The organism is Flexivirga sp. G2 (assembly GCF_055397625.1).
Window position 1 is genome coordinate 566,580 of sequence record NZ_AP039675.1, and the last position, 22,222, is coordinate 588,801.

Genomic DNA, 22,222 nt, shown 5'->3' on the forward strand with positions numbered 1-22,222 from the left:
CCGCTCAACTGCTCGTCAGAACGACGCTCGCCTCCGCGGTGAACGCCAGGAAGGTCAGCGACTCCTGCAGATACAGGGTGATCCCTCGTGCATCGTGCGATGTGTAACCGATCGACAGGTCTTGGCCCAGGTGCAGCTTGTAGTCGCCGCCGCGCGTCGACAGCAACAGCGCACCGTCGATCGCCGGAGCCCAGACGATCTGACCACCGTCCGGAAGGAGGCGGCGTACGTGCTCGACGACCGGATATCCACTGTCGGTCGTCTCGGAGACGCCGGTGTAGGCGGCTGCGGACAGCACCAGGCTGTATGGGCCGTTGACGCCGGCCAGCCGCAACTCACTCAACGCCTGTGCGATGGTGTCCGGCAGTTGCCGGATGTCCTCGGGAATCGTCAGTCTCGCGTTCGAGGTGCTCCGACGGATGCCGGCGATGCCTGCCGCGGCGAACCCGTCGAAGATCATGCCGTCCTCGGCGTGCGCAACCTTGGCGGCGGCGTCCTTGACCGGCTGCCAGTCCGAGTCCTGCGACCCTCGGTCGACGTCGTCCACCGCGTCCCAGGTGACGGTGAACGGTGCGCGCAACTCGATGACCGGTTGGGCCTGACGAGCGCGGGCGACAACACCGTCGACCGGCGCCTGCTCGAGGGTCCGTAGGTGTCCGGTCCCGACCGCCGAGAGTTCGAAGCCGGCCGGGCCGGCAACGTCGACCACCCGGCGGCCCGCGACGTCGCGGGTGAAGGTGCGTCTGGCTTCCTCCTCGATCTGGGCCCACGCGGCGTCCGACACCGGGGCGAGTTCGCGGCGAAGATTATCCATCTTGGTGTGCTCCTTGTGCGAGGCTGCCGATACCGAGCGAGCCGTCCGAGATCGTCGACGCCGCAACCGGGGCTGGATAGCGATCGTCGTGGTCGTCACTGGCGGCTCGAGTGGTCGGTGACGGCGGTTGGTCATCGAGGAAGTCGGCGGTCGGCACGAAGAAGAGCCCTCCGGTGAGCGGCGTCGAGAAGTCGAGAATCCGGTCGTGGTTACCGCGCGGGACGCCGATGAACATGTTCTCCAGCATCTGCTCGGTCACCTCCGGGCTCGCCGAATAGGCGATGTAGTAGGTGCCGAACTCCCGGGCCGCGACCGACCCGAAGACCATGTTGTCGCGCACCACCTGCCGCTGGACGCCGTCCGCATCGACGATCGTGTTGAGCGTCAGGTGGGAGTTCGTGGCCTTGTCCTCGTCCGGGAATTCCATGTCGCTGAGTTTGTGGCGCCCGAACGCCTCCTCCTGCTCTTCGACCGTCAGGGCGTTCCAGCCGGCCAAGTCGTGCACGTATTTCTGCACGATCACGTAGCTGCCTCCGGCGAACGCCTCGTCCTCGGCACCGATGAAGACCGACCGCACCGCGGCCGCGCCGCCGGGATTCTCGGTGCCGTCGACGAAGCCGAGGATGTCGCGTTCGTCGAAGTACCGCAGGCCGTGCACCTCGTCCACGACGTCCGCGTGGCCGGTGAGGCGTTCGGTGAGCCGGCGGGCGAGCTCGAAGCACAGATCCGCTCGCCGTGCGCGCAGGTGGAACAACAGGTCACCGGGAGTGGCGACTGCGGTATGGGTCGGACCGTCGACCTGCCGGAACGGGTGCAACTCCTGGGGGCGCGGGCCGTCATACAGCCGGTCCCACAGGCGTGAACCGATGCCCACCACCTGGCTGAGGCGTGCTTCCGGCGCCCGGAAGCCGACGGACCTCAGTAGGCCGCCGCTGTCGGCGAGCAGGTCGCGAACCGCGCTCTCGCCGCCGGGTCGCACGGTGAGCACCAGGAATGTTGCGGCAACCGCCGGGGGCGCCAGTACATCCTGCTCGTACGACGGCTGCGTCATGTCGGCATCACTCGATTTCTCGGGTCGTCTTCTCGGGTCGGTAATCGGCAGGTACCGAGCAGGAAGCTACCGGCGCGATGCGATGCCTCGTTCGGATCGCGCCTGATGTTGTTGGTCGACACAGCGACGTTTGTCGCGTTCATCAAGCGCCGTGCCGGAACGGAGCGATGCAACGCCGGCGAGGTAGGTCACGGTGCAGTCATGCTCCACCAAGGACATCGAGACTCAGCGGCGCTGCATCAACGTGATCGACGTCGAGGAGGTGCTCAGGCGCACCCGATCGGTCGGCCGAAGGACCCGAGCGGCCCACCGCCCAGCACGTGCAGATGGGCATGAAAAACAATGCGTCCGGCGTCATCGCCGGTGTTGAAGACGAAGCGGTAGCCGCTTGCCATCACGCCATTCTGAGCTGCGACCGTCCCGCCTGCTCGAATCAGTTCCGCAAGCACGTTCGGCGCATTCGTCGCGAGGTCAACCGCGTCCTCGTAGTGGTCCCGGGGAATGACCAGCACATGGGTGTCCGCCTGCGGATGGATGTCGCGGAACGCCAACGTGGTCGGTCCCTCGTGGACGACTTCGGCAGGTACGTCGCCTGCTGCGATTCGGCAGAACAGGCAGTCGGCGACTCTCATACGAATCACTCTGGCACTGAGAGTCGACCCACGCCCCGATGTGCGGTGACGGTGTTCCTCGTCGCAACGAGCTTTGTGACCATGGACAAGGAAGTTGGTCGGGAAGCGTCGCAGCTTGAACACCGCCTCGTCACTTCGACAGGATGAACTTCGACAGGATGACGGAGGAGAACCGAGTCGCCGCCCACGACGAGATCCGTTGTCGGGACGGTGCGCGACGCCTCGGACGACGTGACCCTTCGTCCACGAGAGCGGAGGTACCCCGGTGGCATGCGCAGGAAGCATGCGCGCGGCGACAGCCGGATCCGTCGACGAACGGGCACCGGTGGCACGCCGGCATGAGGCTCTCGAGCGCGCCGCTGACGCGATGGTCTCCCGTCCGAAGACGCTCGGGCCGGACACGTCAGTGGCAGCACTTCACCGGTTCTTCGCCGACGAGCACGTCCACATGGCCTTGATCGTTGACGCTGCAGGCCGGCTCCTGACCACCATCGAACGCGGAGACCTTCCCTCGAACACCTCGGTGCAGCCCGTCGCGATCGCGGAACTGGGCAGACTCCGGGACCGCACGGTTGCCCCGACGACGCCGCTGGTGGACGTCACCGTTCGACTACAGGAGCAAGGCCGAAGACGCCTTGCGGTCGTCGACGATGCGGACGTTCTGCTGGGCCTGCTCTGCCTGAAACGAGACGGAACGGGCTACTGCTCGGATCTCGGCATCCTCGCCCGCTCAGCGAGCCGGTTGCTCCGAGCGGCGAAGTGACACGCGCCGAATCATTTCACCGGTCATCTCGGTGCACCGATGCATGTGAGGATGGCCGCATGACCCAGCTGACCAAGGGCTCCAACACACCACTGAACGCCGGCCAGATCCGGATCACCCTGCACTGGAGCACCGGGCCGGGCGTGCCCGATGTCGACGCCTCGGTGTTGTTGCTGCAGGAGACCGGCAAGGTGTCCTCGGATGACGACTTCATCTTCTACAACCAGCCGAGTCACCCGAGTGGTGCGGTGCGGCATCTCGGCAAGCAGCCGGGTGCTGATGCGTTGGAGATCGACCTGATGCAGTTGCCGCCGACCGTCGGGAAGCTGGTGCTCGCCGCGTCTGCCGACGGCGGCGCCTTCGGACAGGTGCCCGACCTGCGTCTCGTCGCGACCGATCCGGCGACCGGCGCCGAGTTGGCGACGTTCGCCATGGAGGCCGAGAACGAGACGGCGTTCGTCAGCGGTGAGGTCTACCGGCGGAACGGCCAATGGAAGTTGCGTGCCGTCGGCCAGGGGTACAGCTCCGGGCTGGCCGGACTGGCAACGGATTTCGGGATCTCAGTGGAAGGTGATCCGGAGCCCGCGCCGGCAGCGCCGCCGCCACCGAGTATGCCGCCGCCCCCGAACATGCCGCCGCCCCCGATGCAGCCTCCGCCGCCGCATCAACCGCCTCCTCCCGTGCAGCCCCCGCCCGTGCAACCGCCGGCTCCGGTGACCCCGCCGCCACCACCGGCTGCCCCGCAGCCGGGTGCCATCGGGGTGGTCAATCTCGACAAGGGACGCGTCGATCTGACCAAAAAGGCGCGCGTCGACCTCACCAAGACGGGTGCGCCGCCGTTGGCCAAGGTCACGATGGGCCTGGGCTGGGACCCGGCACCGGGTCGCGGCAGCATCGATCTGGACGCCTCGGTCATCGCGTACGACGGTGCCGGCAGGAAGTTGGAGATCGTCTGGTTCATGCACAAGAAGGAATTCGGCGGCGCCATCCAGCACTCCGGCGACAACCTGACCGGTGCGGGGGAGGGCGACGACGAGCAGATCAAGGTGGACCTGCTCGCCATACCACCGCAGGTGAACACCCTGGTGTTCACCATCAACTCGTTCAGCGGCCAGAAGTTCACCGACATCCGCCGGGCGTTCTGCCGGCTGGTCGACGACGCCACCGGCCAGGAGCTGGTCCGCTTCGATTTGTCCGACTCGCAGCCTGCGACCGGTGTGCTGATGGCGGCGATGCGCCGGACCGGACCGCAGACCTGGCAGATGCGAGCGATCGGGGACTTCCACGACGGCCGGACCGTCAAGAAGCTGGTGAAGCCGGCGACGGAGCACGCGCTCGCTCCCTAGCCGAATCCCTTGTCGGCCGACCCGAAGAGTGGTCCGATGAAGAGATGAAGAAACTGATCAATGATCCGGCTGACGTCGTCTCGCAAGCGCTCCTCGGGATGGAAGCCGCGCACGGTGACCGGCTGCGCGTTGATCACGAGCACAAGGTGATCTTCCGCAAGGACGCACCGCGCTCCGGGAAGGTGGGCGTGATCTCCGGTGGCGGCTCCGGGCACGAGCCGATGCACGGCGGGTATGTCGGGGTCGGAATGCTCGACGCTGCCTGCTGCGGTGAGGTTTTCACCTCGCCGGTGCCTGACCAGATGCTGGCGGCGACAATCGGCGTCGACGGTGGTGCCGGGGTGCTGCACATCGTGAAGAACTACACCGGCGATGTGATGAACTTCGAGATGGCCGCCGAGCTCGCAGCCGACAGCGGCGCGCAGGTGCGTTCGGTCGTCGTGGACGACGACGTCGCAGTGCAGGACAGCCTCTACACCGCCGGCCGGCGCGGGGTCGGGACGACCGTGCTGCTGGAGAAGTTGGTCGGTGCTGCCGCCGAGAGTGGTCGCTCGCTCGACGAGGTGGCCGACCTGGCGACGAAGGTCAACTCGGTCGGCCGGAGCATGGGCCTCGCGCTCACCTCCTGCACGGTGCCCGCCGCGGGCAAGCCCACCTTCGAGCTCGCCGACGACGAGATGGAGCTGGGCATCGGCATCCACGGCGAGCCCGGTCGCAAACGGGTGCCGCTCGCCGCCGCTGCCGAGGCCGCACAACAGCTCGTCGATCCTGTTCTGGCCGATTTGCCTTACAGCACAGGGGATTCGGTGATCGCGATGGTCAACGGCATGGGTGGCACGCCGCTGATCGAGCTCTACCTCATGTATAGCGAGGTGCACCGTCTGCTCGAAAAGGCCGGCATCAGCGTCGCGCGATGCCTGGTCGGGAACTACATCACGTCGCTGGAGATGGCCGGCTGCTCGGTCACTCTCGTCAAGGCGGACGACGAGTTCGTCGGTCTGTGGGACGCGCCGGTGAACACCCCCGGTCTGCGCTGGGGCGTGTGAGCGATGTCGGACATGGTCGACATCGGACAGTTCGCCGACTGGATGCGGCGCTATGCCGACGTCATCCACGAGAACGCCGGGCTGCTGACCGAGCTGGACTCGGCGATCGGTGACGCCGACCACGGCAGCAACATGGACCGCGGTATGACGGCGGTGGTCGCCGCTCTCGATGGAGCTGAATTCGCTTCTGCTGCAGAGCTTCTCAAGAAGGTTGGCATGACACTGGTCAGCTCGGTCGGTGGAGCGAGTGGCCCGCTCTACGGCACCTTCTTCCTGCGGTTCGGAGCGAAGGTCGGCGACGGTCCGGTCGACGCGGCGACGGTCGGGGCGGCGCTGCATGCGGGAGTCGAGGGCATCGTGCAACGCGGCAAGGCCGAGGTGGGCGACAAGACGATGATCGACGCCTGGGCGCCCGCGTTGGAGGCGTACGACGCCTCGGTGACGGACGGCCTGGGCGCTGCGCTGCAGGCAGCAGCCGACGCCGGAGCCCGCGGGCGAGATGCGGCGACACCGCTCGTCGCGCGCAAGGGACGGGCCAGCTATCTCGGCGACCGCAGCGCCGGTCACCAGGATCCCGGGGCCACCTCGACCGTGCTGCTGCTCGAAGCTGCCGCAGCGACCCTTGCCTGAGTCGGGACGGCGACCGTGATCGGCATCGTCGTCGTGTCGCACAGCCGAGCCCTCGGCGATGCGGTCGCGGCGCTGGCCCGGGAGATGGTGGGTGACGGCCCGGCTCCGGCGCTCGCCGTCGCTGCGGGACTGGACGAGACCACCTTCGGCACCGACGCCACGGCCGTCGCATCGGCGATCGAGCAGGTCGCGGGGTCGAGCGACGGCGTGCTGGTGCTCGTCGACATCGGCAGCTCGGTGCTCAGTGCCGAACTTGCCTGTGAACTGGTCGATCCCGAGGTTGCCGAGCTGGTGCGGATCTCCTCGGCGCCGTTGGTGGAGGGAATCGTGCCGGCGGTCGTGTCTGCTGCGTCCGGTGCCAGTCTCGACGAGGTCGCGGGTGAGGCCGAGCAGGGGCTGGACGCGAAGCGTGCGCATCTCGATGCTGGTCGAGTGCCGGAGGAGCGCAGCGGGGGAGGTGTATCGAGACCGTTGGAGCAGGGTCTCGATACGCAGCCTCGTTCCTCGGCTGCTACTCGACCAGCTTTGGCGGAGGCCGCTACTCGACCGGCTTCTGCTGAGATCGTGTTGACCGACCCGCACGGGCTGCACGCCCGACCGGCGGCGAAGCTGGTCAGGCTCGTCCGGTCGTATGACGCCGACGTGACGCTGGCCGACCTCGACACCGGTGCCGGGCCGGTGCCGGCCGGCAGCCTGAGCAAGGTCGCCACACTGAACGCCGGTCACGGTGCCCGGTTACAGGTTGTTGCCGACGGGCCACAGGCCGACGAAGCACTCAGGGCCGTCGTCGGGTTGGCAGCGCGGAACTTCGCGGACCGGGCACCGACCGAATCAGAGACACCCCAACCAGCCGGACCGCCACCCAGCTCCGGTTCCGGCCTCGACGTGGCGCTCGGCCCGGCATACGTGATGCGACGCGAGGTGAACATCGAGGGATACCAGTCCGGTTCACCGTCGGCGGAGCAGCGGCGATCCGACACCGCAGTGGCTGCCGTTGCGGGCGCCATACGGCGACAGCGGGATGCGGATCCGGCGGCGGCGGACATCCTCGATGCCCATCTCGCCTTCCTTGACGACGAAGCAGTGACGACGGCGGTGGCGGAGCGTATCGCCAACGGCGAGGCGGCGCCGGTCGCGTGGCGCACAGTGCTCGGTGACCTGGCCGATGTGTTCGAAGCACTCGCGGACTCCTATCAGCAGGCCCGAGCGCAGGATGTCCGCGCCATCGAGCACCAGTTGCTCGTCGCACTGATCGAGGGCCCGGAGGCACTTGCCGGACAAGGAAATTCGGTGCCCGGCGGAGCGGTCGTGGTCGTTGACGAGCTCGATCCCGCCACGGCGTCGGGCCTGGATGTGGGGCGGATCTCGGGGATCGTCACCACTCGCGGCGGCAGCACGGGGCACGGTGTGATCGTGGCTCGCTCCCGCGGGATCCCGATCTACCCCGATGGCGGCGACTCCGTCTCGAGTGTTGAGGACGGCACGATCGTCGGATTCGACGCTGCCGCGCGGGATCTCGTCATCGACCCGGACATCGACGCGCTGCGGCGACTACGCGATGTCATCGCAACACGCACTGCCGACGCGGAGGAGGCGAAGCGGCGCGCGACCGAGTCGGCGGTGACCCAGGACGGCGCACGTGTCCGCGTCGAAGCCAACATCACGAGCGTGGGTGACGCCCTCGCCTCCGGTGGTGTCGCGGAAGGCTCCGGGCTGGTGCGGACCGAGATCGTCTTCGGTGCGGAGCCGAACGCACCGTCCGCCGGGAAACAGGCAGCCACCTTCCTGTCGATCGCGAGTGGCCTGCACTGGCAACCGATCACGATCCGCACCTGGGATGTGGGCGGGGACAAGCCGTTGCCGTTCCTGCCCGGTCTGCAGGACGCGAATCCGATGCTCGGCGTGCGGGGGCTACGGCTGATGCGGCAGCAGCCGGACATCTTCGACGAGCAGCTCCGTGCCGTGTGCGGCGCATCCGAACAAACTCCGGTGCGGCTGATGTTCCCGATGGTCACCACCCGCGACGAGGTCGACTGGGCGCTGGAACGGCTGGCAGCAGCGAGGGCCGACGTCGGCTTCGGACCGGTCGCGGTCGGGATCATGGTCGAGGTGCCTGCCGCTGCCTTGAACATCGCCCAGCTGGCACGCGGCCTCGACTTCGTCAGCATCGGGACCAACGACCTGACGCAGTACGCCCTGGCCGCCGACCGGGGGAACGCCGGCGTGGGCGAGCTCGCCGACGGACTGGATCCCGCTGTGCTGCAACTGATCCGGCGGGTCGTCGAGGATGTCCCCGACGGCGTGGAGGTGGGCGTCTGCGGCGATCTCGCGAGCCGGGTCGAGGCCGTCCCGCTGCTGATCGGGCTCGGCATACGCGAGCTGAGCGTCGTCGGTCCGATGGTCCCGCGGATCAAACAGGCCGTCCGCCATACGAACGCGGCCGATGCCGGTCATCTGGCGCAGCAGGCCCTGCGCGCCGCGTCCGCTCAGGCCGTCCGGGACCTGCTCGCCGCACACCGGTAACCTGAGACACTGCTGACGACGAGCAGCCCGACCCGGTCACTGCTCTCACCACCGACCGGAAGAGGGGCAGCAGCATGCCAGCGATCGTGCTCGTCGGAGCCCAGTGGGGCGATGAAGGCAAGGGCAAGGCAACCGACCTGCTCGGCGACCGCATCGACTACGTCGTGAAGTTCAACGGCGGCAACAACGCGGGCCACACGGTCGTCATCGAGCAGCCCGACGGCAGCCGCGAGAAGTACGCCCTGCACCTGCTGCCCAGCGGCATCCTGTCGCCCGGCGTGACCCCGGTGATCGGCAACGGCGTCGTCGTGGACCTGACCGTCCTCTTCGAGGAACTGGACGCCCTGGAGTCGCGCGGCCTGGACACCTCGGCGCTGCGGATCAGCGGCAACGCGCACATCATCGCCGAGTACAACCGCGTCCTCGACAAGACCGTCGAGCGATTCCTCGGCTCCAAGAAGATCGGTACGACCGGCCGGGGCATCGGCCCGACATACGCCGACAAGATGAACCGCGCGGGAATCCGGGTGCAGGACCTCTTCGACGAGTCGATCCTGCGCCAGAAGGTCGAGGCGGCGCTCGAGTTCAAGAACCAGGTCCTGGTCAAGATCTACAACCGCCGCGAGATCCTGGTCGACGAGGTCGTCGACGAGCTGCTGTCGTATGCCGATCGGCTGCGCCCGATGGTCACCGACACCTCGCTGGAGATCAGCCACGCGCTCGACGACGGCAAGGTCGTCCTGTGCGAGGCCGGTCAGGCGACGCTGCTCGACGTCGACCACGGCACCTACCCCTACGTCACGTCGTCCAACGCGACCGCCGGCGGAGCGTGCACCGGCGCCGGCATCCCGCCGACCCGCATCAGCTCGGTCATCGGCGTCCTGAAGGCCTACACGACCCGCGTCGGCGAAGGACCGTTCCCGACCGAACTGCTCGACGACTCCGGCGAATTCCTGCGCAAGACCGGAGCCGAGTTCGGTGTCACCACCGGCCGCCCGCGCCGGTGCGGCTGGATGGACACCGTCATCGGTCGTTACGCCTATCGGATCAACGGCGTCACCGACTTCGTGCTCACCAAGCTCGATGTGCTGTCCGGACTGGAGAAGGTCCCGGTCTGTGTCGCGTACGACGTGGACGGCGTCCGCTACGACGAGATGCCGGCCGATCAGAGCGCGTTCCACCACGCGAAGCCGATCTACGAGGAGCTGCCCGGCTGGTTCGAGGACATCACGCACTGCCGGACCTTCGAGGAGCTGCCGGAGAACTGCCGTGCGTATGTCGAGTTTGTCGAAGAGCGCATCGGCGCTCGCGTCTCGGTGATCGGCGTCGGCCCCGGCCGCTCCGAGATCATCGTGCGGCACGACCTGCTCGAGCGCTGAGGTGCTCAGTCAGTTCGCGGCGCGCACGGTCAGCGGCAAGACTCCGCCGCTGGGGTTCCGGATCGCACTCTGGCTGTTGGCAGCCTTCTTCCTGGGTATGGCGATCTTCGCGCTCGTCACCTGGTGGCGACTGCGTCGTGAGCTGCGGCAGTCACCGGAGAGCGACGCCCTGCAGGCCAAGCGCGGCCGCGCCGGCTGCCTGATGGCCGGGGCTGTCCCGGCGGTGCTGTTCGGGCTCTTCCTGCTCGACTGGGCGATCCAGGTCAGCTGACGTGCTGCGCATGATCCGCGGCCCGCGAGCGGGGCTGCTGGTCGCAATGGTGTGGCTCGCGCTCGGCGCGACGTGCACGGTGGGTTGCTGGGTCGCGTCGACGAGTGGCGAGTGGTTGCAGTCGATCTCGGTGGTGATGGTCTTTGCGCTCGCGTCGCGTTTCTGGGCGATCCCGTCGATCGGCTGGGCGTGGCTGCTGAGCAGGGCGATGTCGGTGTGCCTCGTCATCGGTGCCGCGTCGTTGGTGCGATCGCCGGGCTGGGGGAGTCGCGCCATCTCCGGCGGTGACATCTGGTTCACGGTGGTCGCAGCGATTCTGGTGGGTGTCACGGTCCATTCGCGCCGTGGCGCAGTGCGCGAGGTGGCGCAGACGATGCTGGTGCCGCCGGTTCCGTGCGGCCGTTGGGTCGTCGGTGAGGGCGAGACGAAGGCGTTCAACCATCACTGGGTGGCGCCGGAGCAGCGGGCCGCACTCGACCTCGTCAGGGTGCAGCGTCTCACGGACGGCCTCGGCGGACGGTTCAGTTCCTTCGGTCAGCCTCTGACGTCCCCTGTCGACGGCGTCGTCGTCGAGGCGGTGGACGGGCTCGCGGACGGCGGGTCACCCGGACGCGGTGAGGCCGCGGGCAACCACGTCGTCATCCGGACGTCGGCCGGTGAGCAGGTCCTGCTGGCGCACCTTCGCCGGGGCACGGTGCAGGTGCGTACGGGAGACACCGTGGGGATCGGTGCTCCGCTCGGTGAGGTCGGGAACTCCGGCAATTCGACTGAACCGCACCTCCATATCCACGTGGTGTCGGCCGAGGGACACGCGCGCCGGATCCGGTTCACCGGTGACCACGGGCCGTTCCGGAAGGGTGACGTGATCCGATTCGCCGATTCCGTCGCGGTGGCCGCGTCCTCGGCATACCGGTGAAGATGTGGGACGCTGGGTGCATATCGATGGGTTCTGGGGAGGACTTATGGATGAACGAGACGGCCCGATCGAGATCGAACCGCAGCTGCCGGAGGACGCGCAGCGCAAGGGCCTGACCCCGGTCGTCGCGCCGGGGCTGCAGTTCGCGAGTTCGCTGCGCGCCGACCGCCGGTCGCACCGGATCATCGCGTGGTTCGCGCTGGGGATGATCGCGCTGTTCGTGCTGATCTGCGCGGGCACCGTCCTCAGCAGCTGAGCACCTGCGGGCGTGGTCGGACCACTGCGCGCAGGACCGTAAAATAGTCGATCGTGACTGATCAGCAGCTTGACGACTGGGTGTCCCGACTCGCCGACGAGACCATCGCCGACGCGAAGGCCAAGGGCACCAAGGTCGTGTGCGCGTCCGGCATCTCGCCGTCCGGGCCGATCCACCTGGGCAACCTGCGCGAGGTGATGACCCCGCACCTGGTTGCCGACGAGATCCGCCGTCGCGGCATCGAGGTCGAGCACATCATCAGCTGGGACGACTTCGACCGCTTCCGCAAGGTCCCCAACGTGCCGGGCGTCGACAGCTCCTGGGAGCAGCACATCGGCAAGCCACTGACCGACGTTCCGGCACCGCACGGGTCGAACGCGACCAGTTGGGCGGAGCACTTCCGCGGCCAGCTCGAGGACAGCCTGGCCGAGCTCGGCATCACCTACCGCGGGATCAGCCAGACCGGTCAGTACCTCTCCGGCGCCTACACCGAGCAGATCCTCTTCGCGATGTCGCAGCGCAGTGAGATCGACAAGGTGCTCGACCAGTACCGCACCCTCGGCCCGAAGAAGGCGAAGCAGAACCCGAAGCTGTCCGAGGAGGAGGCCGCCGCCGCTGCGGAGGCCGAGGCAGGCTCCGGCGCTGCCGCCGAGGACGACGGCCGTGGCGACACCGGCTACTACCCCTACAAGCCCTACTGCACCGAGTGCGGCACCGACTTCACCACGGTCACGGCGTATGACGACGCCACGACCGAGATGACCTACACCTGCCGCTGCGGCTTCACCGAGACCGTCATCCTGCGCGAGTTCCGCCGCGGGAAGCTGGTCTGGAAGGTCGACTGGCCGATGCGCTGGGCCTTCGAGAAGGTCACCTTCGAGCCGTCCGGTGTCGACCACCAGTCGCCGGGGTCGTCATACGTCGTCGGCAAGGAGCTGGCGCCGATGTTCGGCTGGGAGCGTCCGCTCGGCCCGATGTACGCCTTCGTGGGCATCAAGGGCATGGCCAAGATGTCGTCCTCGCGCGGAGGCGTCCCGACGCCGGCCGAGGCGTTGCAGATCATGGAGCCGCAACTGCTGCGTTGGCTCTACGCGCGTCGCAAGCCGGCACAGTCCTTCAGCGTCGCCTTCGACGCCGAGGTCGAGCGCATGTATGACGAATGGGACTCTCTCGCAAAGAAGGTCGACTCCGACAAGGGGCAGCCGGGCGACGTTGCGGCATACACCCGGGCGTCGTCGACGGCGACGGGTCCGCTGCCTCGGACCGATCGCGCCGTGTCCTATCGCACCCTGGCGTCGATCGTGGACATCACGACCGGCGACCAGGAGCAGACTCTGCGCATCGTGAGCGCGCTCGACACGGATGACCCGATCGACAGCCTGGACGAGTTGCGGCCGCGGCTGACGTGTGTGGAGCACTGGGTCGAGACGCAGATGTCGGACGAGGAGCGCACCGTGGTGCGTTCTGCGGCCGACACGGAGCGGCTCGAATCGCTGTCCGAGCAGGAGCGCGACGGACTGCGAATCCTGTTGGACGGCAACGGTTCCGACCTGCCGAAGCTGGACGACGCCTGGTCGCTGGACGGTCTGACGCACCAGGTCTACGGGGTGCCGAAGGTGCAGCGCGGCCTGGCCGCGGACCAGATCGTCAAGGGCGACAAGGAGCTCGGCGCGGCCCAGCGGCAGTTCTTCAAGCTGCTCTACAACCTGCTGGTCGACAAGGACACCGGTCCGCGGCTGCCGACGCTGCTGCTCGCCGTCGGAGCGGAGCGGACCCGCGCGCTGTTGACCGATTGAGCGAGTAGATCGCTACTGTCGTCACTTCCTCGCCGGAAGCAGCCGGCGACGTTCAGGCGAGACCGTCGAACGGTGCCGGATAGACGACGTCGCCGCGCAAGGTGGCGTCCGTCGGGTCATATGCCGACAACAGTCGCACCTGGGCTGCTTCACGCGGTGCCCAGTCGGGCAGCGGGAGGGTGAGGCCCTGATTGCCGGCGAACTCGAAACCCCTTGCGCCGTAATAGGTCGGACTGCCTTCGAGGACGATCAACGGTTCGCCGGCTGCGTCGACGGCCCTGACCGCGGTGTCGATGAGTGATGTACCGATCCCGCGTCGTTGGTGGTCCGGGGCGACCGCGAGCGGTGACAGCATGACGATCGGCCGGTCGCCGGTGGCGCTGCGTACCCAGCAACCGTCGATCATCACGTGTCCGACGATCTCGTCGCTGTCAACGGCGACGAACGACAGCTCCGGGCGGTAGCACGGGTCGGTGCGGATCGCGCGCACCAGGTCGGCTTCGACGTCCGAACCAAACGCCGCACGGACGACCTCGTGGATCGCGTCGAAATCCTCCGGTTGCTCAGTGCGAATCTGCATGAGTGCCAGCAGAACACGTGTGCTCCGGGACCGCGACCGAATTTGCACGGTGTCGGCTGCGTAGGCTGACCGTGTGCGTGCTGTGGGGATCACGGAGTATGGCGGGGCCGACCGGCTGCAGCTGATGGAGGTGCCCGCGCCGTCGCCCGGGCCGGGCGAGGAACTCATCGACGTGCTGCTGTCCGGGGTGAACTTCGCGGACGTCTCCCGACGGCGCGGCACGTATGACGCAACCAGCGACCTCCCGGTCGTGCTGGGCGCCGAGGTCGTCGGCCGAGCGCGAGCCGACGGCCGGCGGGTTGCAGCGTTGACCGGTGGGTTCGGCGGATACGCCGAAACGGCAGTGGCGCCAACGGATCTCGTCTTCGACATACCCGATGACGTTGCGGACGAACAGGCGGCCGCAGTGCTCATGCAAGGGCTCACTGCGGCGGCGGTGATCAACGACGCGGGGCAGCTGGATGCCGGAGGCACGGTTGCGATCCATGGCGCAGCCGGGGGCGTCGGATCATTGGCGATCCAGTTCGCACGCCGGGTCGGTGCCGGCCGCATCGTCGCTGTCGCGTCCTCGACGGAAAAGCGTGCGCAGGCGCTGCGGACCGGAGCGGACCGGGCGATCGCCGCGGATCCGGACGGGCTGAGCGCGCGGCTGCTGGACGCGAATGACGGCCGTGGCTACGACCTGATCGCCGAGATGGTCGGCGGTCGGATGTTCGACGAGTCCGTCGTCGCGCTCGCTCCGACCGGGCGTCTCGTGTCCTACGGACGGGCCGGAGGGCAACCGCCCGCCCTGAGCCGGAGCGACGTCACAGTCGTCGACTTCTCCCTGTTGGATCTGCTGCGGACGGATCCCGGTGCCCTGCAGGCGCCTGCTCGCCGCCTCTTCGAGGCGATCGAGGCGGGTGCGCTCGAGCCGGTGCTCGGGAGGATCTACGACGCATCGGACGCTGCGTCGGCGCACCGGGCACTCGAGGACCGCACCAGCATCGGAAAACTGTTGTTGCGCTGGGCGTGAGCCGGGAGGGGTCTCGATGCGGCCCCGCCCACCGGCTTGGCCTCGCGAGCGAATATGTGGCGAGTGACGGCTTCTTCGCCGAGTGACGGTGCAATCCGACCGTCACTCGGCGAAGAAGCCGTCACTCGGCATTGTGGTGTGTCAGTGGGTGCCGGGCTCGTGAGCGGAGTGACTGGCCGGCTCGAGTTGGAACGTGGAGTGCTCCACGTCGAAGTGGCCGTGCAGGCACGCCTGCAGTTGGTCGAGCAATTGCGGCGCGTGGCCGTCGGCGAAGCAGCGGTCCTCGACGACGACGTGCGCGGACAGCGCCGGCAGGTCGGAGGTCACGGTCCAGACGTGCAGGTCGTGGACCGCGCGGACGTGCGGGGTTTCCAGCAGATGGGTCCGCAGTGCGTCCATGTCGACGCCGAGCGGCGCACCCTCGAGCAGGATGCGGCCGCTGTCCCGCAGCAGCCCCCAGGCGGCATACAGCATCAGCGCGACGACGATCAGTGAGGCGATCGGGTCGGCGCGAGTCCACCCGGTCAGGAGTATGACGACGCCGGCGATCACCGTGCCGATGAAGCCGTAGAGGTCGGTGAGGATGTGCTGGTAGGCGCCCTCGACATTGAGGCTCGTGCGATTGGCCCGGGCGAGCAGCCAGGCGGCCGCGATGTTGACGACCACGCCGACGAGCGCGACGACCACGACCGCGCCACCCTCGACCTCGGGAGGGTTGATCAGTCGCCGAATCGCTTCGAAGGCAACGATTCCTGAGACGACGAGCAACGTGACGCCGTTGCCTGCGGCCGACAGGATCTCGGCGCGCTTCCAGCCGAACGTCCACCGGCCACGGGCCGGCTGGGCGGCCAGGTGCATCGCCCAGAGCGCGGCGGCGATGGCGCCGACGTCACTGAGCATGTGTCCGGCGTCGGACAGGAGCGCGAGCGAACCGGACACGAACGCGACGACGACCTCGCCGATCATGAAGAGGCCGAGCAGGGCCAGCGCGCCGATCAGATAGCGCCGGTCCGCGTCGGCGCTCACGCCGTGTGAGTGGCTCGCGTGCCCGTCGTCGTGGCGCTGCTGGTCTCCCGCTGCGGTGTCGGTCGCACGTGGTGCGGGCTCCCCGCCGCACAGCGGCTTCGCGTCACTCATCGGCAGCCTCCCTGAGAATGATGGCGGTTCTCAATATCGTCATATGCGCACTTGTGAAGGTATTTAGAACTATAGTCGGTTTCCATGGCGGACTCCGAACGGGCGCATTCCGAACGGGCGCATTCCGAACGGGCGAAGGCCGAAGGTCCGAAGGTCCGGGAACCGGCCGGCCGGCATACCGAGACGTTGACCGGGGAGCAGGTCGATGCAGCGGTCACGGCATTCGGGCTGCTCGCCGATGCCACCCGCGTGCGGATTCTGTGGGCGCTGCGCGACGCCGAACTCGATGTCGCGACTCTGGCCGAGAGCGCCGGGTGCCGGCCGACAGTCGCGAGTCAGCACCTGGCGAAGCTGCGGCTCGCCGGGCTCGTCGTTGGTGCCCGGGACGGTCGTCGGGTGGTCTATCGCCTTCGGGGTGCGCACCTGCGGTCGTTGCTGACCGAGGCGCTCTTCCACGCCGACCACCAGGTCAGCGACTGACGCGCGAAACGCCGACGAACGCACGCGCACCTGCGTCAGTCGGCGTTTCGTGGGTCACTGCGCGATGGGACCGTCCTCGCGGATGCGCTCGTGGTGATGGATGACCTCGTCGATGACGAACCGCAGGAACTTCTCGCTGAACTCCGGGTCGAGCCCGGATTCGGTTGCCAATGCTCGTAATCGGGCGATCTGCTTCTCCTCGCGCGCCGGGTCGGCGGGCGGCAGTTCATGCGTCGCCTTGTATTCACCCACGGCCTGGGTGATGCGGAAGCGTTCGGCGAGGATGTGGATCAGGGCGGCATCGAAGTTGTCGATGGAGCGGCGGTATGCCGCGAGGACGTCCGTCATACGTCGTGCACCTCCAGGACTGTCATGCGATGTGCGGCGCGGGTCAATGCGACATACAGAACCCTTGCGCCGCCTGGTGATTCGGCGATGATCTCGGCGGGGTCGACCACGACGGTGGCGTCGTGCTCGAGGCCCTTGGTCGACATCGGGTCCACGAGTATGACGCGCTCGTGCGACTCCTGCGGCACGTGCGCCAACAACTCCCGGTGTCGCTCGGGGGAAATGATCGCGATGCTGCCCTCGACCTCGTCGAGGAGATTCTTGACCGCACCGCGCACCTCGTCCGGCAGCGTCTGGTGGGACGCCGTCAGTTGCACAGGCACGACGCCGGTCTCGCGGACCGCCTGCGGAATGTCGGCGTCGGGCACCACGGGCAGGATCTGCTCGGCGGCGTAGTCGAAGATCTCCCGGGCGTTCCGATAGTTGGTGTCCATGTGGAAGCGGCGGCGCTGCTTGTTGCCGAACGCCTCGTCGCGTGCGCGAACCGACTCCTCGGCGAGCGGCCACGAGCTCTGTGCGGCGTCGCCGACGACGGTCCACGACGCGTAGCGCCCGCGACGCCCGAGCATCCGCCACTGCATCGGCGAGAGGTCCTGTGCCTCGTCGACGAGCACGTGGGCGTAGTCGTCGGAGCGACTGACCTTGCCGGCCAGGAGCCGCTCGCGTGGGTCGCTGGGGGTGACCTGGTAGCCGACCCGGTCGCTCCGGAACCGTTGCTGTGCACCGAGTTCGGCGACGCCACGGTCGTCCAGCTCCTCGATCTCGTAGAAGCCGCGTTCCTCACGGGGAGCCTCCGGCACGACACCGACCCGGGAGAGCACGTCGTCGACCAGACCGACGTCGGCGACCGACCAGGTGCCCTCGGCGAGCGCGGCCCGCATCGAATCGCGCAACAACACTGTCTGGTCGGCGTTGAGGATGCCGCGCGTGTAGGACTCCGCACGCTGCTCGTCGGCCAGCCACAGCAGCACCTCGCGCGGGTCGACCGGACGCCACCAATCGTGCACGAACGCCTCGACGTCACGGTGGTCGGTGAAATGGTCGATGAACTCGGGCTTCTCACCGGTGCCGACCTGGCGCCACGCTGCCTCGGCGAGAGCGGCGGTCGCTGCGTCCGCAGCCGCGTTGTGCTGGTGGTGACGCAGCACCTGGCGACGGATTCGCAGCAGCTCCGGTGCGTCGATGCGGATGGGATGTCCGTCGACCATCACGCGCAGCTGCGTCGCGGCGTCGGGCGCGGTGTCGCGCGCGGCACGGCTGAGCACCTGCCGGATGCGCGTGGAACCCTTCACCTCCGCGGCGTCGGGGGAGTCGAAGCGAGTTGCCGTCATACCCTCGACGAGGTCGCCGAGCGAGCGCAGCGTGACGCTGTCCTCGCCGAGCGAGGGCAGCACGCGCTCGATGTACGCGGTGTATGCCGCGGACGGTCCCACGACCAGGATGCCGCCGGCCTCGAACTTCCGCCGCTGGGAGTAGAGCAGGTATGCCGCGCGGTGCAGCGCGACCACGGTCTTGCCGGTGCCGGGGCCGCCGGTGATCTCGGTGACACCGGAACTGTCGGCCCGGATCGCCTCGTCCTGGTGGCGCTGGATGGTGGCGACGATGTCGCGCATCCGCGCACCGCGGGACCGGGTGAGTGCGGCCATCAGGGCGCCGTCACCGACGACGACCATTCCCTCGGGGGCCTCCGGCACCATCAGGTCGTCCTCGACGCCGAGCACCCGTGAGTCGCGGCACCGCAGGACCCGACGGCGGACCACGCCCTGGGGTTCGACGGGCGTGGCGCGATAGAACGGCGACGCGGCCGGCGCACGCCAGTCGATGACCAGCGGCTCATAGGTGTCGTCGCGCACGCCGAGCCGGCCGATGTAGCGGACCTCGCGGGTCTCGCCGTGCTCGTCGGGCTTCTCGTGCTCGAGGTCGAGCCGACCGAAGACCAGGCCTTCGTACTGCGTCTGCAGACTTTGCCGCCGGCGACCGGCGTTGAACACCAACGCATCCCGCTCGAAGAGCCCGGTGACCTCTTCTTCGCGGGCCTCGCCGGTCCGGTCCGTGCGGCCGCGGGCCAGTCCCTCGGCCTCGACCAGCGCCGCGCGCTCGCCGGCCTTGGTCAGCTCGGCATAGACCTGATCGACATGTGCCTGCTCGCCGGCGATCTCCGCCGCGACGGCGGCCGACACCCCGGGAGCCGTACCGCCGGCTCGATCGACACTCACAACGCCCCCATGAGGTGGGTGGACAGAACACTGCGAATGCAGCGAACCCCCAAGTCTAGTAGGACCGTCAGATGAGACCCTGCCGGGCGGCCTGCACGCCGGCCTGGAAGCGGGTCGTCGCATTCAGCCGGTCGAGCAGCACCCGCACCCGACGCTCCACCGTCCGAGATGAGATGCCCATCTGGCGAGCGATCGCCGCGTCGGACACACCGCCGGCCATCAGTCGCAGGATGCCCCTGTCGCGTGGTTCGAGGACATCGAGGTCGGAGGTCGGTGCGCCGGCCGGTTGCCACGGGGTGCCCAGTCGCCAGGCGAATTCCAGCACGGCACGGACGCGCCCGCTGCCAGCGGTCGGGTTGAGCAGGATGCCGACCGGCGACCCGCCGTCGTCGCCGAGGTCGATCATCGCCAGACCCTGGTCGTTGACCGCGCCGGTGAACGGCACGCCGGTGGTGAGTCGCACCTCGTCGCCCGCCTCGACCCGCGCTTCCATGATCTCCAGTGCGTTGGGTTCGGGGAGCAGGCCCGGGTCGATGTCGAGCCGGACATCGAGCGGGTCGCCGTGGCTGTTGAGGAACGGTGTGGTCGAGATCTGACGCGGCGCCTCGAGCAGATACCGGGAGAGCGGGGACGCCGCGCGGCTCGAGAGGACCCACTCCTGTGCGGTGGTCGTCACCTGGTGCAACGCCTGTGCGACGTCGACCAGCGACTCGAGCAGGACGGCACCGGAGGTGGCGTCGGTGCGCCCCGCAGCGCGGGCGCGCAGGTAGACCCGGGACAAGGACTGCGCGGTGCTGCGCACCATGCGCGCACGTGCTTCGAGCTCCGCCGCGAAGGCCGGCATCGCGACGTCCGGTGGCACCACCGACCAGGACTCACCGTCCACCGGTTGGATCAGGCCGCGCTTCTCCAGGACGGGTAGGAGACGGCTGAGCTGATCGTCCGTAAACCCATGAGCCCGAAGGGATTTCCGCGATGGGTCGCTCGTCTCGAGAATGGCCAGATAGAGCGGCGCGGTTTCGTCGTCGGCGGGGTCGAGGTGGGTCACCGGGGCGGCGACGGATCGCGCGCGGCGTTTGGGCACGGGGACTACTCCGGGGGCGGAACGGACAGGGAGGCGGCGCGCTCCCGGCGCCCGCCGTGAACACAGTATGGCGGATTGCCGACATTGACGACAGTCCGACAGCGGGCGTTTAACAAGATCGGCGCGTGCATGTCATAGTGGGTTCAACGACCTTCGGGTCGTGACGAGCGCGGAAGCGTCGCCGAGTCCCCCTCCGGCTGACCCTGTGTTCGTTGGTGGGTCCTTCCCGGGAGACCTCCCCCCTGACTTTCGGGAAGGGCCCACCACCTAACCCCACGAAGTTTCTCCCCCGCTCCGCTCCTCCGAATACTTCGCGGGGACCCAGCCGCGGCGCCTACGACACTTCTCTTCCAGCCGCGTAGGCTCATGCCCCGTGAGAGCCCTCGTCATCGGTTCAGGTGCCCGTGAGCACGCCATCGTCCGTGGCCTGTTGGGCGACCCCGACGTCACCCAGGTCGACGCAGCACCCGGCAATCCCGGCATCGCCGCCGTCGCCCAGTGCCACCCGCTCGCCGGTGGGGTGACCGACTCCGCGGCGATCGTCGAACTCGCCCGCAGCCTCGCAGCCGACCTGGTCGTCATCGGCCCGGAGGTGCCACTCGTCGCGGGCGTCGCCGACGCGCTGCGCGAGGCCGGCGTGGCCGTCTTCGGTCCGTCCGGCGAGGCCGCGCAGCTCGAGGGCAGCAAGGCGTTCGCCAAGGAGATCATGGCCGCGGCCGACGTACCCACGGCGCGCAGCTACGTCTGCGCGACACCGGACGAAGCCCGAGCGGCACTCGAGGCGACCGGTGCGCCGTACGTCGTGAAGGACGACGGGCTCGCGGCCGGCAAGGGCGTCGTGGTCATCGACTCGATGGAGGACGCGCTCGAGCACGCGGCAGGCTGCTTCGCCGCCGGGGGCACCGTCGTCGTCGAGGAGTTCCTCTCCGGACCGGAGGTGTCCCTCTTCTGCATCACCGACGGCGCGACAGTGATCCCGCTCGAGCCGGCGCAGGACTTCAAGCGCGTCGCGGATGGCGATGAGGGACCGAACACCGGTGGTATGGGCGCATATTCGCCACTTCCGTGGGCGCCGGAGGGTCTGGTCGACGACGTGGTCGCCCGGATCGCGCAGCCGACGGTCGACGAGATGCGTCGACGCGGCACACCCTTCGTCGGTGTCCTGTATGTCGGGCTGGCCCTCACCTCTGCGGGCCCGCGGGTCATCGAGTTCAACGCCCGCTTCGGCGACCCCGAGACGCAGGTCGTGCTGGCCCGGTTGCGCTCGCCGCTGGGTGCGGTGCTGCGCGCCGCCGCCGACGGGAAACTGGACGAGTTGCCGCCGCTGGTGTGGCAGGACGATGCGGCGGTCACGGTGGTGGTCGCCAGTGAGGGCTACCCGGCGTCACCGCGGACCGGTGACCCGATCACCGGCGTCGACGATGGGTCGGACGAGGCCTACGTGTTGCATGCCGGCACCGCACGTGACGATGCGGGTGTGCTCGTTTCGGCCGGTGGTCGGGTGCTGTCCGTCGTCGGCGTCGGCGCTGATCTGGCAACGGCCCGGGCCGCGGCATACACGGTGGTCGACGGGGTCGACCTGCGCGGCTCGCACCACCGCACGGACATCGCGCAGGCGGCCGCCGAGGGCGCGGTCACACTTCCGACCGCGTAACAACCACACACGAAGGGCCGACCGCAACAGTGCGGCCGGCCCTTCGCGACGAGCGGAACAAAAGTCAGTCGAGCGCGTCCTTGGCGTTCTCGGCGGCGCCCTTCAGGTCGCCGTCCTTGAGGTTCTCACCCGCCTGCTTGAAGTTGGCCGACGACTGCGTGGCTTCACCCTCGGCCTGCTTGCCCTCGTCGCCGGTCACCTTGCCCATGGCCTCCTGCGCCTTGCCCTTGGCCTCTTCGGCGAGGTTGCTCAAGTTGTCCTTCAGACCCATGTCGAACTCCTTCG

At 68.4% G+C, this 22,222-nt stretch carries 22 protein-coding genes; 13 read left to right on the top strand and 9 right to left on the bottom strand.

Annotated elements, in window-relative coordinates:
* Positions 1 to 4: 4 nt before the first annotated feature.
* The 3 genes from ACZ50J_RS02830 to ACZ50J_RS02840 all read right to left on the bottom strand — a co-directional run bounded on the left by ACZ50J_RS02830 (position 5) and on the right by ACZ50J_RS02840 (position 2,782).
* Positions 5 to 814: a family 1 encapsulin nanocompartment shell protein gene (locus tag ACZ50J_RS02830; protein WP_464299776.1), complete on the bottom strand. Its 810-nt coding sequence runs from the start codon at positions 812 to 814 to the stop codon at positions 5 to 7.
* Positions 807 to 1,865 (bottom strand): Dyp-type peroxidase, encoded by a 1,059-nt coding sequence (locus tag ACZ50J_RS02835; RefSeq protein WP_464299777.1) that lies wholly within the window; start codon positions 1,863 to 1,865, stop codon positions 807 to 809. The genes ACZ50J_RS02830 and ACZ50J_RS02835 overlap by 8 nt, the downstream gene beginning before the upstream one ends.
* A 266-nt stretch (positions 1,866 to 2,131) precedes the next feature.
* Positions 2,132 to 2,782 carry a histidine triad nucleotide-binding protein gene (locus ACZ50J_RS02840; RefSeq protein ID WP_464299778.1) on the bottom strand — a complete coding sequence of 217 codons (651 nt, stop codon included), beginning with the start codon at positions 2,780 to 2,782 and terminating at the stop codon, positions 2,132 to 2,134.
* On the opposite strand from ACZ50J_RS02840, the gene ACZ50J_RS02845 reads away from it, so the two are divergent.
* The 10 genes from ACZ50J_RS02845 (at position 2,781) to lysS (ending at position 13,423) form a co-directional block, all read left to right on the top strand.
* Complete coding sequence (locus tag ACZ50J_RS02845) at positions 2,781 to 3,260, top strand: CBS domain-containing protein (RefSeq protein WP_464299779.1); 480 nt, start codon at positions 2,781 to 2,783, stop codon at positions 3,258 to 3,260. The two genes, ACZ50J_RS02840 and ACZ50J_RS02845, sit on opposite strands and share 2 nt — an antisense overlap.
* Before the next feature lie 59 nt (positions 3,261 to 3,319).
* The gene (locus ACZ50J_RS02850; RefSeq protein ID WP_464299780.1) at positions 3,320 to 4,606 is read left to right on the top strand and encodes a TerD family protein; all 1,287 of its coding nucleotides are present in this window, start codon (positions 3,320 to 3,322) and stop codon (positions 4,604 to 4,606) included.
* 44 nt (positions 4,607 to 4,650) lie between these two features.
* Positions 4,651 to 5,652 carry a dihydroxyacetone kinase subunit DhaK gene (gene dhaK / locus ACZ50J_RS02855; RefSeq protein ID WP_464299781.1) on the top strand — a complete coding sequence of 334 codons (1,002 nt, stop codon included), beginning with the start codon at positions 4,651 to 4,653 and terminating at the stop codon, positions 5,650 to 5,652.
* A gap of 12 nt (positions 5,653 to 5,664) precedes the next feature.
* On the top strand, positions 5,665 to 6,282 hold the full coding sequence (dhaL, locus tag ACZ50J_RS02860) for a dihydroxyacetone kinase subunit DhaL (RefSeq protein ID WP_464299782.1): 618 nt from the start codon (positions 5,665 to 5,667) through the stop codon (positions 6,280 to 6,282).
* A 15-nt stretch (positions 6,283 to 6,297) separates the two neighbouring features.
* Positions 6,298 to 8,805: a phosphoenolpyruvate--protein phosphotransferase gene (gene ptsP / locus ACZ50J_RS02865; RefSeq protein WP_464299783.1), complete on the top strand. Its 2,508-nt coding sequence runs from the start codon at positions 6,298 to 6,300 to the stop codon at positions 8,803 to 8,805.
* 74 nt (positions 8,806 to 8,879) lie between these two features.
* Entirely contained in the window at positions 8,880 to 10,184 is a 1,305-nt protein-coding gene (locus ACZ50J_RS02870) for an adenylosuccinate synthase (RefSeq protein ID WP_464299784.1), read from the top strand.
* Position 10,185: 1 nt separating this feature from the next.
* Positions 10,186 to 10,455 carry a hypothetical protein gene (locus tag ACZ50J_RS02875; RefSeq protein WP_464299785.1) on the top strand — a complete coding sequence of 90 codons (270 nt, stop codon included), beginning with the start codon at positions 10,186 to 10,188 and terminating at the stop codon, positions 10,453 to 10,455.
* A gap of 10 nt (positions 10,456 to 10,465) precedes the next feature.
* Complete coding sequence (locus tag ACZ50J_RS02880) at positions 10,466 to 11,371, top strand: M23 family metallopeptidase (RefSeq protein ID WP_464299786.1); 906 nt, start codon at positions 10,466 to 10,468, stop codon at positions 11,369 to 11,371.
* A gap of 46 nt (positions 11,372 to 11,417) precedes the next feature.
* The gene (locus ACZ50J_RS02885) at positions 11,418 to 11,627 is read left to right on the top strand and encodes a hypothetical protein (protein WP_464299787.1); all 210 of its coding nucleotides are present in this window, start codon (positions 11,418 to 11,420) and stop codon (positions 11,625 to 11,627) included.
* 53 nt (positions 11,628 to 11,680) lie between these two features.
* Entirely contained in the window at positions 11,681 to 13,423 is a 1,743-nt protein-coding gene (gene lysS, locus ACZ50J_RS02890) for a lysine--tRNA ligase (protein ID WP_464299788.1), read from the top strand.
* 52 nt (positions 13,424 to 13,475) lie between these two features.
* Here the strand turns inward: lysS and ACZ50J_RS02895 are convergent, their stop codons facing one another.
* Positions 13,476 to 14,003, bottom strand: coding sequence for a GNAT family N-acetyltransferase (locus ACZ50J_RS02895; protein WP_464299789.1), 528 nt, complete (start codon positions 14,001 to 14,003; stop codon positions 13,476 to 13,478).
* Between the two features lie 73 nt (positions 14,004 to 14,076).
* On the opposite strand from ACZ50J_RS02895, the gene ACZ50J_RS02900 reads away from it, so the two are divergent.
* Positions 14,077 to 15,018 (top strand): quinone oxidoreductase family protein, encoded by a 942-nt coding sequence (locus ACZ50J_RS02900; RefSeq protein WP_464299790.1) that lies wholly within the window; start codon positions 14,077 to 14,079, stop codon positions 15,016 to 15,018.
* 141 nt (positions 15,019 to 15,159) lie between these two features.
* Here ACZ50J_RS02900 and ACZ50J_RS02905 read toward each other — a convergent pair whose 3' ends face one another.
* Entirely contained in the window at positions 15,160 to 16,155 is a 996-nt protein-coding gene (locus ACZ50J_RS02905) for a cation diffusion facilitator family transporter (RefSeq protein ID WP_464299791.1), read from the bottom strand.
* A gap of 84 nt (positions 16,156 to 16,239) precedes the next feature.
* Here ACZ50J_RS02905 and ACZ50J_RS02910 point away from each other — a divergent pair, with 84 nt between their 5' ends.
* Positions 16,240 to 16,635, top strand: coding sequence for an ArsR/SmtB family transcription factor (locus ACZ50J_RS02910; protein ID WP_464299792.1), 396 nt, complete (start codon positions 16,240 to 16,242; stop codon positions 16,633 to 16,635).
* 54 nt (positions 16,636 to 16,689) lie between these two features.
* On the opposite strand, the gene ACZ50J_RS02915 is transcribed toward ACZ50J_RS02910, so the two are convergent.
* The 3 genes from ACZ50J_RS02915 to ACZ50J_RS02925 all read right to left on the bottom strand — a co-directional run bounded on the left by ACZ50J_RS02915 (position 16,690) and on the right by ACZ50J_RS02925 (position 20,283).
* Positions 16,690 to 16,983, bottom strand: coding sequence for a chorismate mutase (locus tag ACZ50J_RS02915; protein WP_464299793.1), 294 nt, complete (start codon positions 16,981 to 16,983; stop codon positions 16,690 to 16,692).
* Positions 16,980 to 19,199 carry a HelD family protein gene (locus ACZ50J_RS02920; RefSeq protein WP_464299794.1) on the bottom strand — a complete coding sequence of 740 codons (2,220 nt, stop codon included), beginning with the start codon at positions 19,197 to 19,199 and terminating at the stop codon, positions 16,980 to 16,982. Before ACZ50J_RS02920 ends, ACZ50J_RS02915 begins: the two co-directional genes overlap by 4 nt.
* 67 nt (positions 19,200 to 19,266) lie before the next feature.
* Positions 19,267 to 20,283 carry a helix-turn-helix transcriptional regulator gene (locus ACZ50J_RS02925; RefSeq protein ID WP_464299795.1) on the bottom strand — a complete coding sequence of 339 codons (1,017 nt, stop codon included), beginning with the start codon at positions 20,281 to 20,283 and terminating at the stop codon, positions 19,267 to 19,269.
* 373 nt (positions 20,284 to 20,656) lie between these two features.
* Between ACZ50J_RS02925 and purD the strand changes: the two genes are divergently transcribed.
* Positions 20,657 to 21,937, top strand: coding sequence for a phosphoribosylamine--glycine ligase (gene purD / locus ACZ50J_RS02930; protein ID WP_464299796.1), 1,281 nt, complete (start codon positions 20,657 to 20,659; stop codon positions 21,935 to 21,937).
* 64 nt (positions 21,938 to 22,001) lie between these two features.
* On the opposite strand, the gene ACZ50J_RS02935 is transcribed toward purD, so the two are convergent.
* Positions 22,002 to 22,208: a CsbD family protein gene (locus tag ACZ50J_RS02935; protein ID WP_464299797.1), complete on the bottom strand. Its 207-nt coding sequence runs from the start codon at positions 22,206 to 22,208 to the stop codon at positions 22,002 to 22,004.
* Positions 22,209 to 22,222 lie beyond the last annotated feature (14 nt).